Here is a 13,396-nt window from a genome sequence, read left to right as displayed (position 1 = left end):
GAGTTTTATACTCATCCGGATTATAGGATGGTGAGGTCTTATTTCTACATCAAGACTGATTTTTCCTGCTAAGTGACCTAATAAAATTTTACACTATCAGGCTGCTCAAGACTAATCTGCTATAGAATATAAAGATTCTAATGTGTTAAAATACTAAGTTCAATTTTTACAGAAAGATATCTCTCCTTCCTAGAACATTATTTCTGGTACAATAGACTAAAAAATGTCTACACCATAATAATTAAGATACCACGAAAAGTTGTGGCTTACACAATGGTTTAGTGTTTTACAAGACTGGCAATAAAATATAATATATTTGATGTAAAACAATATAAGTTAATATTTTAACAAAATTTAAGCTATTAAGGAGGTAATAGGGTGTTTGAGTATTTATTTTCAAAGGGAAAAATCGGAACAATGGAGACAAAAAACAGGATAGTATTCACCCCTATGGGTAATGCACTGGCCAACACTGATGGAACTGTATCACAAAAAGACATCTATTTTTACGGTGCAAGGGCTAAAGGCGGGGTTGGCGTTGTATTTACGGAATGTGCAATAGTTGATGGTGAAAGAGGGAAAGGAAATGGCAAACAGATATGCGTTTATGATGATAAATTTATACCTGGCCTCAAAGCTTTAGCCGATGAAATTCATAAATATGACAGCAAAATCGTCGTACAGATCTACCACCCTGGAAGGCAAGGAATATCCCTTATAAATGGCAACTTACCAATGTTAGCACCCAGCGAAGTAGAGTGCAATGTAGTGCATCAGCCAACTGAAGCAATGACAATTAAGCAGATCGAAGACATGGTGGACAAATTTGTAAACGCTGCAGTTAGACTTAAAAAGGCAGGAATTGATGGGGTTGAGGTACATGCTGCCCATGGATACCTGGTAAATCAGTTCTTAAGTCCATATACAAACAAACGAACTGACAAGTATGGCGGAAGCCTCGAGAACAGAATGAGATTTTTAGAAGAAATAATTATTGGCATAAGAGAAAAATGCGGCAAAGATTACCCACTGATAGTAAGGTTATCAGTTGACGAATTTTTAGGGTACGTTGGGCTTTCAGAGGAAGGGCTTCATGTTGAGGAAAGCGTTAAAATAGCCAAAAGATTGGAAGAACTTGGTGTAGATGCACTTGATATTAGCTGTGGAATATACGAAACAATGAATGTATCATGGGAACCCTCTTCTTTCGAACAGGGGTGGAAAATTTATCTACCGGAAACTATAAAAAAGGCAGTAAACATACCCGTTATAGGCGTTGCAGTTATAAGGGACCCAGAATATGCAGATAAAATGATTAGGGAAGGAAAGATTGATTTTGCTGGATCAGCAAGACAACATTTTGCAGACCCTGATTGGTCCAATAAGGCTAAAGAAGGAAGAGTAAATGAAATTAGAAAATGTATATCATGTCTACATTGCATGGAAACACTAATGAAAGCTGATTCAAGCGGAATGTCCTGCCAATGTAGCATTAATATACAAGGTGGAAATGAATACGAATATAGCAATTTTAAAGAAGATGGTGAAGGAAAGGTTGTAGCCATAATTGGTGCAGGCCCTTCAGGACTTGAAGCTGCAAGAGTTTTAGCTATCAGGAAATATAAACCTGTTATATTTGAAAAATCAGATAAACTCGGCGGTCAGTTACAACTTGCCAACAAGCCTCCAAAAAAAGAAAAAATAAATTGGCTGATAGATTATTTAAAATCACAGGTTGAAAAAGAAGGAGTCGAAATAAGGTACAATACAGTGCCTACCATAGAAGACTTAAAGGAACTTAACCCGTATGCAGTGTTTATTGCTCAGGGTTCAAACCCGATAATACCAAAATCAATACCTGGTATAGAAGGAGAAAATGTATCAACAGCTGAGGATATATTAAGCGGAAAAGTAAAGCTTAATAATAAAAAGATTGCAGTTGTAGGCTCAGGAATGACTGGTCTTGAGACAGCACATTATCTTGCTGCAAACAGCAATGACGTTAGTGTATTTGAAATGGCTGACGAAATAGGTCCGGGACTTTACTTCCAGAATTTAATAGATGTGATGAACCATATAAAGCCTTTAGGGGTAAAATTGTATCCCAAGCACAAACTGGTTAAGATAGAAGGAAAGAATGTCGTTTTTGAAAATACTGAAACCGGAACAAGTGAGTATTATGAGTTTGATTATGTCGTATTATCCCTTGGAAGAGTACCATCCAAAGAGTCAATTGATGAAATAAAATCTGCTTTTGATAGAGTTTTTGTGCTTGGAGATGCCAGAGAAGTTGGAAGAATAAGAAATGCAATGGAAACCGGCTTTTTGACCGCATATAATTTATAGACTACAAGGGGGAATAGTTAAATGGCAAGATATTCACAATTATGTCCGATAATCTATGGAGAGGGAACAATCAGTTTGCTTGGTGAAGAAGTTAAAAAACTAGGATGCACAAAGATAATGATTGTATCAGGAAAAACTATAGCAAAAAGCGAAGTTTACGCAAAGTGTAAGAAAAGCCTGCTGAGTGCAGGTGTAGAATTAATTGAGTTTAACGAAGTAACACCTGAACCTCCAGATTATATAATAGACCAAGGTGGAGAAATAGCTAAAGCTGAAAAAATTGATGGAATAGTAGCAGTAGGTGGTGGAAGCTCTATGGATGCAGCAAAAGCAATAAATATTTTAGTAAATAATCCTCCACCAATAAACCAATATTTTGGAAATCCATTCTACAAACCGGGAGTGCCGGTTGTCATGGTGGTTACAACAGCAGGGACAGGAAGTGAAAGTACAAGTGTGGCTGTTATAACAGATACTGTAAATAATGTTAAAAATTCAGTGATAGGAGCTGCATCTTTAGGAATATTAGACCCAGAAGCAACAGTTAGTGTGTCGCAAGAAACAACAGCCCATACCGGAATGGATGCATTCGCTCACGCTGCAGAAGCTATTACAGCAAAGTTTCCAAATCCTAAATCTGAACTTTTAGCTTCAGATGCAATAAAAAGAATAATGAGATATTTGCCTATTGCTGTCAAAGATGGTGCAAATATCGAGGCAAGGGGTAACCTTTTACTGGCAAGTAACTTTGCTGGTATTGCATTCAACGACGCTTTAGTTCACTTAGGCCATGCAATTGCCCATTCTCTGGGGGCAAAATTTCATATTACACATGGAGTTGCATGTGCATTAGCACTCCCTGAGGTAATGAAGTATGCAGCTGGAATTGACGATTCTAAGGTTAAGATTGTCGGTGAGTCAATGGGAATATCTTTTAGCGGAAATGAAAACAGCGAAGAAATAGGTGAAATTGTTGCTGAAGCAATAAGAAAATTCATTAAGAAACTTGAAATAAGATCTTTGAGGGAACTGGGGATATCAAAGAAAAATTTAATCGAGACCTCTGACATGATATTCAAAGATCCATGTTATAACTTTGTTCCTAAAAATCTAAGCAAAGATGAGGTTGTTAAGATATTGGAGAATATGTATGAAAACTATTGATTAACTTACTGTATCACTTAGCCAAACTTTACATTAAGTAATATCATAATAACAACAGTCAAAGTACGCTATAGCAAATTCCATTCTGAACGAATGGATATATTCTCTGAACAATTAATTCACTAAATCGTATCTTTACGTAATAGTTTATTTGACATAACCCATATTCCGCTGAATTCATATAATCTATCCAGCAAAGAAGGTTTTATCAGCTATAAAATAATTCAGCGGAATATGGGACATAATGACAAAAACTGATACAAACTCTTCCAGGAATACAAACTGTGCGTCAATAATACCATGGGTCTTGCCAAGATGTCCAATATATGGAAACAAGTTCATTTTTTGTTTCATCTCTGCTTGTATATAGTCCTACCTATGCTCTCCTAAAATGGTTCCTATCACAAAGTCTGGAGAATAAAATCGTTTATATTCTTAATTATAGATTACTAACCAGGTCTTATCCAAGCTAACAATGAACAATCCACTAACCATATAGACAGTAATCATTGCACTGCCATTTAAATCTCTATTACATTTCTCAAACACATTAAACCTGGAGAGATGTTTAGTATTCAACCTTCCTGCGGTAGTATAAAAATATTGACCATCAAGGAAGCAAAACAACGATCATTTATTCTAAAATATCTATTTCAAGCTTCATCGTTATAACCAAAATATTGAAAGCAGGTGCTTGAATTATTGCTGTATTTGAATTGTTGGATATCTGTTGTATAATAGATTATATGATACGATTCTGTTAACTAAAGGTGGTATTATGGATATAACCTCATTAAGATATTTTATAAAAGTGTGTCAAAACCATAGTTTCACCAAGACAGCAAAGGAATTGTTTATTACTCAACAAGCACTGAGTAAAAGAATTAATAATTTAGAGAAAGAAATCGGTGCCCCCCTTTTTATCAGAAATTCTAATGGCGTCGATCTTACCGATTTTGGAAAGTATATTTTACCAAAAACGGAAGCTTTAGTTAAGTATTTTGATGATTTTGTTTTTGATATAAGCAGCAACGTAGACAAACAAAAAGAAAAACTAAAAATAGGATTTGCGCCAGGAACTCTGCAGGTTTTAGGAGCAAAAGAAATTGTTGAATTTGAAAAAGAGTTCTGTGATATTGAGATTGACATATTTGAATATTCTGATGTTGAGTGTGAATTAAATGTATTAAATGGTTCCCTTGATTTGGCTCTTACTGTCAAGCCCAAAGACGAAAAAAAATTTAAATACTATCATCTAATAAAAGAGAATCTTATTGCGATAGTAAACAAAAATAATCCGTTAGCTTCTAAAAAAAGCGTCAAGTTTGAAGACCTCAAAAATGAAAAATTTATTCTTTTAGATGATACATTCCGCATTCAACTTGTTCTTATGGATCATTTTAATAGAGCAGGATTTATTCCCAATGTATATTTTAAATTCAACCATGACTTAAATGCCGCTTACGATTTTGTCGAATCAAATAAGGGTATATTTGTTTTTGTGGATAAGCTAACTCATGTTGAGAAATACAACAATATATGCTGTATACCCATAGATGCCCCTACGGTGTTTTGGGATGCAGGATTTATAGTAAAAAAAGATGCAAAAATTAGTAATGCCACCAAAAGATTCATGAATTATTTCTTTAGCAAGTATAATAAAGATACAATAGAATAAATATTCATTGACAGGCTCACTTTCGCGTGTATATGAAGCAAAGCCGGTCTCATCCTTTTAAAACACTTTTGCAATGTTAGTATGGCTCATGCAGACAATATCTTTTAATAAATTGTAGTTATCATATATTTCATGATCTTTCTTTTGGACGCCAGCTGACTCTGCAACCTGTTCAATCGAAAACATATCTGTTCCCTATGCTATTTCGATGTCGCTTTTGAAACTCATAGCGATTCCTCTCTTTTATTCTTCGTTGCAGGACATATAAGCCAGCTGCAGAGGATGTCCATAAAAGGCATTTTGATAATGAATGCGGAATAAGCACCGCAAATCACTGGCCATAAATATATTTATCGCCAGGATTTTTCGTCCAGTGGCAACTTCCCATCCATCTGGCACTTTACGCGCTTAATCCTATTTTGCCTTATTTTCACATAAAACAGCAACCGAAACACCATAAAATAATTTATAAATAGCCGTTTTCCCCCTCCCCTCTTCAATTTATTTTAATATTTTGTATATTACCACCTTTAAATATTTTAGTCAATATACTAAAGATACAATTTTCTTTATAACTTTTTGTGTATATCGTTGGATTTTCCAATTTATCGGATAAAGTTCGTAAATACTTTGTTTTCCTTTTCTGGTTCTTTAACTGTTTCCTTTCCGCTTTGGACTAATTTCATAAGCCATGCCATGTTTTTCCCAAGAACTCTCATTATTTGTGTTCCTTCTTCATCTTCTATAGCTTCTCCTGGTGCCGTTCCATGTATTACATTCCAGTAATTTGAAGTTGGCATAAGCATCTCAGAATAATTAATGTAATTATTCAACTGTTCAAAAGTAGTAACTCCCCCTGAACGTCTAACAGCCACAACAGCTGCCCCTACTTTATGTCTCAACATTCCTTTGCTAGCAACATAAAATGCTCTATCCAAAAATGATTTCATAGTTCCAGCTATACCGGAAAAATGCACAGGAGAACCTAGTATTATGCCGTCCGCTTCCTTCATTTTCTGTATCCATTCATTCACTTCATCATTGTCAATGACACATCTCTCATTTCCATTTCTCACACAACCATCACATGCAAGGCATCCTCTTATTACCTTATTCCCAACATGGATAATCTCGACCTCTATACCTTCCTTTTCTAATTCCTCTGCCACTATTTTTATAGCATGATACGTGTTGCCTTCCTTTTTGGGACTCCCATTAAATGCAACAACCTTCATATATTATTACCCCTCTTTGATTCTATTACCATCTGTCATAATGTATTCTTTCTTTATTAAATCTATCTGCTGGTTCTCTTTGCTCATCTGGATATCCAACGGGTACTATTGATAAGGGAATTACACTATCTGGCAAATTTAGAAGTCTTTTTATTGCATCTACCCTACCCTTTACTGGATAAACACCTAACCATACAGCACCTAAGCCTTTATCTTCAGCAGCTAACAATATGTTTTCTGTGGCAGCTGAGCAATCTTGTACCCAAAAGCCTTTAAGTAATTCTTTGGATTCGTCCCCACAAACTACAATTGCAACATCTGCATTTAATAGCGCCTGCGAATAAGGATGTACCTCAGCTATCTTTTTCATAATTTCCTTATCTCTTAAAACTATAAATTCCCAAGGCTGTTCATTCCCAGCGGAAGGCGCTGCCATACCCGCTCTTAATAATTCTTGAACAATCTCATCACTCACTTTTATATTCTTATACTTTCTTATACTTTTTCTATTTAATATTGCATCCATTTATGCATTCCTCCCTAATCGTTTTTTTTATTATTTATGTTATAATTATAAAAAACAAGTTTAATAATAGCAAGTACGCACTATTTTGTATTATAGTATCCAAAAATATACTATAGAAAGGTGGAGAATCATGAAATCAGAATGCAATATTTTAGAATTTAAGAATAAAAGTTATACGTGCACCTTCGAAATTACAATAGATTTAATCGGAGGAAAATGGAAACCACTTATTATTTGGCATCTAGGTACTAAAGGAACACAACGATTTAACGAATTAAAAAAATTACTTCCTCAAATAACTCAAAAAATGCTAACTCAACAGTTAAGAGAACTAGAAGCAGATAATCTAATTATTAGAAAAGTTTATCCTCAGGTTCCTCCAAAGGTTGAATATTCATTAAGCAATTTAGGAGAAACTCTAATGCCTATTCTTAGTATGATGTGTGATTGGGGAAATGATTACTATAAACTGGTTACTTCAACAAAAAATCTCAGTAATAGACTAAACCCATGAAAAATAATCTTTCAAATTAATTTCTTAAGATTATTATTCTATTTTTAATTTGATGGTAGGTAAAAATCATGCTGACACCAGCATTTTATATGAAATCACCGAACATTCTCTCTCTTATCATCAGATATTGCAAAAGCACTTTTAAGAAATAATGTAATAAAACTTTTAACAATTGAGTAAAAAACAAAAAGGCAGGCACTTATAAAATGCCTGTAACTCCTAACAAATAACCAGAGTCTCTATAATATTTCTTTTAATTATTAAAGATCCTTCAAGTCAGCTTTACGGTTATTTTTTATAAAGGGTTAGCTTTACAGCAGCATGGATCTTTTTTTGACGTGTACCTGAGTCTCCCAGACCACATGCACTTCAGTACCAGGTTCACTATATTCAATGTCAGTAACAGTAAGCGTAAGAATTTTCCTAAAATAATCTCCGTAATCTGGAACACTGGACATACCAATAACCTTGTGATCTTTATTCAGTACCTTAAGAGTGAAGACAATATGATACTTACACATCCATTTTGTGTGTACTAAGCTGTTTTCTTTATTAGCCATCAAAATCACTTTTCCTTTCGTTAATTTAGTAGCTTGAACAACTCTATTTTAACGGAAAGGTGACTTTCTGTATAACTTTTTTGACACCACCCGCATAGCAGGTGGTTTATTGTTTTGAATGTTACTCGAGCCCAACAGGCTGAAGTCCATAATAGAAAAGACCGGCAACCATCAGAAAAGGTGATAACCAGTCTTTCATTTGTTCCTTTGCTTTTAGTGCTTGAACAATATGCCATAACTTCATTTTCAGCGAATACTTGTTATAAAGATCCGATAACCTCTGAAATTCCTTTGGCTTTAATCCACTTCAGCGGGCTGATAATAGAAATAACTGTCACCAAAAGGAGAATAATCAGTATTAAAACAATCTGCATATACGGAAACTTCCATATAAGAAGGAGTCGTGGCAGAAAAGTGTTAATAAGCATCTTTTGTAGAGCTATTCCCATAATACATCCCACAATACCTCCTATCAAGCTATATGTGAGTGCTTCAGCCAACACCATTTTGTCAAGCTGTGCACTGGACATGCCTACTGCCCGCATAACTCCTAAATATCTGGTTTTAGATGCCACACTGGTATTCATGGTATTGATGATGTTCAAAACGCTGATTAAAGCAATCACTGCAACAAAACCATATATAAAAACCGCCATGGTTAAAAAGTACCCATTAACCTCAGCATTTTTCTGACGCTGGTCATAAAACGAAATCGAGTCGTCCAGCATCCCCTTGATTTCACTTACCGTCTGCTCCTGTCCCGAACGATCAAGCTGAATGTCGATAATCCTAAGCGTTGATTCTCCAGTCAACTCCGTAAATAGCTTCTCAGTTGTGATAAAGGTGGTTAGAGAAGACTTGGAGTCGTTGAAGGGAACGGTACGCAGGATGGCCATTACGGTCATTTCTTTTGTTCCGTCAGGGGTTTGGATATAAACTTTATCTCCCAATTGCAGCTTGGCAGTCTCGATGCCAACGCCATTCCTGCGAGTCCGAGCAACTGCTATTATCCCTTTCTTCTCATTCAGCTTTTCCTCAGAAATTTTTCCTTCAATCAAATCTGTTTTTGCCCAATTAAGCTGGTTTTTGTCATAAGAGATTAGCCATGATTTTTCAGGTGGAATAAACAACCCATTATCCGTTGTCTGAACATCACCTATAATTTCTTTATAAGCATCGGTCAATCTTGAAGCATCAAAGGTGGCATCCACATAGCTGAACATCCTTCCATAGACCTTTTTTACACCACTCAAGTTCGAGAGTTTTTTATACAGATTACTGCTCAAGCCCTGTTCCGATGTGAGCGAGATATCCGGGGTATAGGGCTTTGTCGTTTTGAGCGAAGAATACATGAAATCGACATACACCTGAAAGCCTAAAAACATAACGATGCTGATGGCAATGGAGCATGACATTAAAAAAAGCGTTTTTTTCTTAACAACAGCGTTATTAATGCCCATGGCAACTTCCACACGAAATATTTTTGTAAGTCGCCCCTGCTTTTTCTTTTGGGAGATTTTTATTTCACTACTTCCGTTTACTGCATTGACAGGGGATACCCCTGCCGCTTTTTTTGCAGGCAGAGAGGAAGCGATAAATACGGTGATTGCCCCGATCGCAATTCCTGCGATGATTCCCACTATGCTGAAGTTAAACAGAGGCATTTCACCGAAAAGACTGCTGTTGTAATACTTAAGTATCACGGAGCACAGAAAAGCCAGCAGCATCCCTGCAAGCACTCCGATGGGGATTGCCCTTAACGTAATATGCAGTCCTTCTCTCTTGACAAGCTTTTTTATTTGTGACTGAGATGCGCCGATGCACCTTAAAAGCCCGAACTGCTGCACTCTTTCCATTACCGAGATATTGAAAGTGTTATAGATCATCATAACGCCGGCAATTAGGACGATGCAGAACAAAACCGCCCCTGTTGCATATAGTCTTCTAACTGGGTTGTTGTTACCATACCCCATAACCGAAAGCAGATATTCATTGCGAACAATTCGGTTATCTGCCAGTTTCAGGCTACTTTGGATTGCCTTTTGTGCATTGTTGATGTTTACATCATCTTTAAACTCAATAAGAAAAACAGTTGATTTTTCTGCCTTTGCTTTATTGGCGCCTGCAACGGATAAAAAAATGCCTGGCACGCTCTTTGCTTTTGTATCACCATAATCACTGTATATTCCGCTGACTATAAACTTCTTTTCCGTATTGTCGGCAAAAGTTATTTCTGTCATATCCCCCACATTTAAATGAAGGCTTTCCGCCGCCCATGCTTCCAATATCAATTCGTTTTCCGCTACAGGAAATTTGCCTTCCAAAATGGTAATATTCATATTTGGAGAAAATTTTTCGTCCACTGCCGCCAACTCGCACTCTTTACCGTTTATATTTCCGTTTCTAAAGGATATCCACATGCCGGAGTTTTTCACATCAATACGGTTGGCAATGGCTTTCTTTTCTTTATCTGTGGCGTCTTTCACACCCAGATGAAAATTGCCATATTCGTGAATCAGCTGAATTTTCTCAAACCGAATGAAAATATCCAGCATGGAAAAAATGCTGGTGACAAGAGCTACGGCTATGACAACGCTGGTAATGACCAGCCTTGTTTTCTTTTTATGCGCCGACAGGTATTTGGAAACAATGGAAAGATAGCTATTCATCTCTGCCCGCCTCCCAACTCGGTCACAACACCGTCCACCACATTCAAAACCCGGTCAGCAAAGGACGCAAAGCTTTGATTATGAGTAATCATTATTAGCGTCTGATTATACCTTTCAACAGACATTTTCATTAAATTGATGACATCTCGGCTGTTTTTAGTATCCAGATTTCCGGTCGGCTCGTCCGCCAATATGATCGCAGGCTTGGTCGCCAGTGCCCGCCCTATGGCTACTCGCTGCTGCTGGCCGCCAGAAAGCTGATGGGGCAGGTGGTACTTTCTTTCTGTAAGTCCCAAGATACCAAGCAGCTCATCAATATACTTTTTGTCCGGCTTTCGATAATCCAAAAGCAGCGGCAGGATTATATTTTCCTCCACGTTGAGTTCTGGAACAAGATTGTATGCCTGAAAGATAAAGCCTATGTTGCGTCTGCGAAAGACGGACAACTCTTCTTCTTTCATGGCGAAGATATCTTTTCCGTCTAAAAACACCTTGCCTGAAGTGGGAACATCTAATGCGCCAATAAGATTTAACAAGGTGCTTTTCCCCGAACCCGACGGCCCCACTATGACAATGAATTCACCTTTTGAAACGGAAAATGACACATTCTTTAAGGCATCCACTTTTGTTTCGCCTGTGCCATAAGTTTTACACAAATTTTCCACAATCAATAAATCCACCATAAACACCTCCCCTGCTCTTTTAAGAAGATTATAGCATGGGAATCTTACTCTCAGGTGAACCCAATCTTACAGATTTGAAAGCTTTGGAAATGCAAGATAGAAAGCAGTTCCTTTACCCAATTCACTCTCAACTGTAATGGTCCCTCCATGATTTTCAACAATAGCTTTGGATAAGGTAAGCCCGATACCAACTCCTTGCTTATCCTTGGAAAAGCGGCTACGATAAAACCTTTTGAAAATATGATGGATGTCTTCTGGATGAATTCCCATCCCATTGTCTTTTATAGTAATTTGGATGAAAACCGGTGTCTCATCGCATCGCACCTCAATCAGATTTTTGGCCCCCGTATGATCCAGAGCATTTTTAATGATATTGCTGACCGCTTCCAGCATCCATTCCTTGTCAAAATTCATAGTAATATGTTCATCACAGTGAAGAACTATTGCTTTGCCCTCCAGTTTGGCACGGGTGCGGAATCCTTCAATGGTTTCTTCAAGAAACTCTTTTAAGTTATGAGTATGTTTTTCAAGTTCAATTGAACCTGAATCCAGCTTTGCCAGTTTCAGAAGGTTTTGAATCAGTGATTCCATCCGGGCGATCTCTCGTTCAATTTTTGATGTGAAGCTGTCCACTACATCATTTCCGCAATTTTCATTCTGTATAATTTCGTTGTACATTTTAAGTGCAGCAAGAGGTGTCTTCAATTGGTGCGATATATCTGAAATTGTATCTTTTAAGAATTCTCTGTTTTGCTTTTCCTTTTCAATATGAGCGGCTTGTGAAGTTGCCATTATATTGATTGAAGTAAAGAGCTTTGACAAACTTCCTTCTTCATGATCATTCAAACGGATGCCGACGTTGCCGGCCATAAAAGCCTGAATATCCGAAATAGCTTTTTCAATCCTCTTATACTGCCGTAAAATAAAAAGCAAAAATACTGCACACACCATGACTGAAAAAGTAATGGAAAGTATCAGAAAAATCAACGCATATTTATGATAAAAATGTTCGACAGCGGAAAGCAGACTATTTTGCGTATTGCTGTCATACCCCGCCTGTTGCAGTAACTCCCGACCTTTTTTCACATCATCATTTGTTTTTTCCGTTGTAAAAGAACGTATAATCTGTGATTCATCCAATTCGTTTCGCGCCAGATACCCCGCAACCCCGTAATCGTGAAAGATCATGTTCCGTTTATAGTCGTCTGCAGCGAGCTCTACAGTGATTTGTCCCAATATCATAAAGAACAGAAAAACTACTGCAAGTGCAATAAAAAGCATCTTCACTTCTTTATTTATGAAAATTTTCATATGCACCCCTCACTTTATGACATTCCATCTATAACCCACTCCTCGTACCGTCAGCAAAAATGCAGGATTTTCAGGATCATCTTCGATTTTTTCGCGGAGTCTGCGTACATAGACCGACAGGGTGTTATTGTCTATAAAGCTGCCGTTGCTGTCCCAAAGCCTATCCAATATAGTTTCTCTTGTCAAAACGGTATCGGGATTGCGCATCAACAAACATAAAAGCCGGTATTCGGCGGCAGTAAGCTCAATCTCATGGTTGTTTCTCCATACACGGTTTTCCAGAAGCTTGATTGTTATACCGTTGGAACTTAGTTCGGTTTGAGCGTTGTCTGACAATTTGGCACGACGCAGTAAGGCATTGATTCTGGAAATGAGTTCGTTAAGCTTAAAGGGTTTGGTAATATAGTCGTCTCCTCCCATATCAAGCCCCATGACAATATTCACTTCCTCATCTGATGCCGTTAAAAAAATAATCGGTACTGCGGATAACTGACGTACCTTTTTACATATTTCAAATCCGTTTCCGTCAGGTAAAGTCAAGTCAAGGATCAGCAAGTCATATTTTTCATCCCGAAGCACCGAAAGAGTTTCTTTCACTGTTCTGGCAACATTGACATTAAAGCCGTTTTTACGAAGCGAAAACTCAAGTCCGTCAATAAGGCTCAAATCATCTTCAACCAAAAGAATACTATTCATTTTGATTTACTCCT

General features: G+C 37.1%; 11 protein-coding genes, 1 pseudogene and 1 riboswitch. Of the genes and pseudogenes, 4 read left to right on the top strand and 8 right to left on the bottom strand.

The annotated features are described in order from the left end of the window. The first annotated feature begins 378 nt into the window (after positions 1 to 378). Positions 379 to 2,346: an NAD(P)/FAD-dependent oxidoreductase gene (locus FWJ32_RS07980; protein ID WP_149545426.1), complete on the top strand. Its 1,968-nt coding sequence runs from the start codon at positions 379 to 381 to the stop codon at positions 2,344 to 2,346. Between the two features lie 21 nt (positions 2,347 to 2,367). Next, positions 2,368 to 3,510 carry an iron-containing alcohol dehydrogenase gene (locus FWJ32_RS07975; RefSeq protein ID WP_149545425.1) on the top strand — a complete coding sequence of 381 codons (1,143 nt, stop codon included), beginning with the start codon at positions 2,368 to 2,370 and terminating at the stop codon, positions 3,508 to 3,510. A 186-nt stretch (positions 3,511 to 3,696) separates the two neighbouring features. Here the strand turns inward: FWJ32_RS07975 and FWJ32_RS13330 are convergent, their stop codons facing one another. Further along, complete coding sequence (locus tag FWJ32_RS13330) at positions 3,697 to 3,852, bottom strand: hypothetical protein (protein ID WP_162523564.1); 156 nt, start codon at positions 3,850 to 3,852, stop codon at positions 3,697 to 3,699. Between the two features lie 436 nt (positions 3,853 to 4,288). On the opposite strand from FWJ32_RS13330, the gene FWJ32_RS07970 reads away from it, so the two are divergent. Then, entirely contained in the window at positions 4,289 to 5,188 is a 900-nt protein-coding gene (locus FWJ32_RS07970; RefSeq protein WP_149545424.1) for a LysR family transcriptional regulator, read from the top strand. 302 nt (positions 5,189 to 5,490) lie between these two features. Then, positions 5,491 to 5,612, bottom strand: a riboswitch (THF riboswitch). Positions 5,613 to 5,793: 181 nt separating this feature from the next. Here the strand turns inward: FWJ32_RS07970 and FWJ32_RS07965 are convergent. Then, positions 5,794 to 6,423, bottom strand: a complete 630-nt coding sequence (locus FWJ32_RS07965) for a flavodoxin family protein (protein ID WP_149545423.1) — start codon at positions 6,421 to 6,423, stop codon at positions 5,794 to 5,796. A 25-nt stretch (positions 6,424 to 6,448) separates the two neighbouring features. Next, positions 6,449 to 6,949, bottom strand: a complete 501-nt coding sequence (locus FWJ32_RS07960; protein ID WP_149545422.1) for a nitroreductase family protein — start codon at positions 6,947 to 6,949, stop codon at positions 6,449 to 6,451. 130 nt (positions 6,950 to 7,079) lie between these two features. Between FWJ32_RS07960 and FWJ32_RS07955 the strand changes: the two genes are divergently transcribed. Then, complete coding sequence (locus FWJ32_RS07955; RefSeq protein WP_149545421.1) at positions 7,080 to 7,463, top strand: winged helix-turn-helix transcriptional regulator; 384 nt, start codon at positions 7,080 to 7,082, stop codon at positions 7,461 to 7,463. A gap of 476 nt (positions 7,464 to 7,939) precedes the next feature. Here the strand turns inward: FWJ32_RS07955 and FWJ32_RS07950 are convergent. The 5 genes and pseudogenes from FWJ32_RS07950 to FWJ32_RS07930 all read right to left on the bottom strand — a co-directional run. Beyond that, positions 7,940 to 8,032: pseudogene (locus tag FWJ32_RS07950) on the bottom strand (IS200/IS605 family transposase); the annotation flags it as partial. 251 nt (positions 8,033 to 8,283) lie between these two features. Further along, on the bottom strand, positions 8,284 to 10,692 hold the full coding sequence (locus tag FWJ32_RS07945; RefSeq protein WP_149545420.1) for an ABC transporter permease: 2,409 nt from the start codon (positions 10,690 to 10,692) through the stop codon (positions 8,284 to 8,286). Further along, positions 10,689 to 11,357, bottom strand: coding sequence for an ABC transporter ATP-binding protein (locus tag FWJ32_RS07940; protein WP_476727225.1), 669 nt, complete (start codon positions 11,355 to 11,357; stop codon positions 10,689 to 10,691). Before FWJ32_RS07940 ends, FWJ32_RS07945 begins: the two co-directional genes overlap by 4 nt. An 84-nt stretch (positions 11,358 to 11,441) precedes the next feature. Next, the gene (locus tag FWJ32_RS07935; protein WP_149545419.1) at positions 11,442 to 12,686 is read right to left on the bottom strand and encodes a sensor histidine kinase; all 1,245 of its coding nucleotides are present in this window, start codon (positions 12,684 to 12,686) and stop codon (positions 11,442 to 11,444) included. A 9-nt stretch (positions 12,687 to 12,695) separates the two neighbouring features. Continuing rightward, positions 12,696 to 13,382 carry a response regulator transcription factor gene (locus FWJ32_RS07930; RefSeq protein WP_149545418.1) on the bottom strand — a complete coding sequence of 229 codons (687 nt, stop codon included), beginning with the start codon at positions 13,380 to 13,382 and terminating at the stop codon, positions 12,696 to 12,698. Positions 13,383 to 13,396 lie beyond the last annotated feature (14 nt).

The organism is Calorimonas adulescens (genome assembly GCF_008274215.1).
Lineage (GTDB): Bacteria > Bacillota > Thermoanaerobacteria > Thermoanaerobacterales > UBA4877 > Calorimonas > Calorimonas adulescens.
This window is presented reverse-complemented; position numbering and strand designations above follow the sequence as displayed.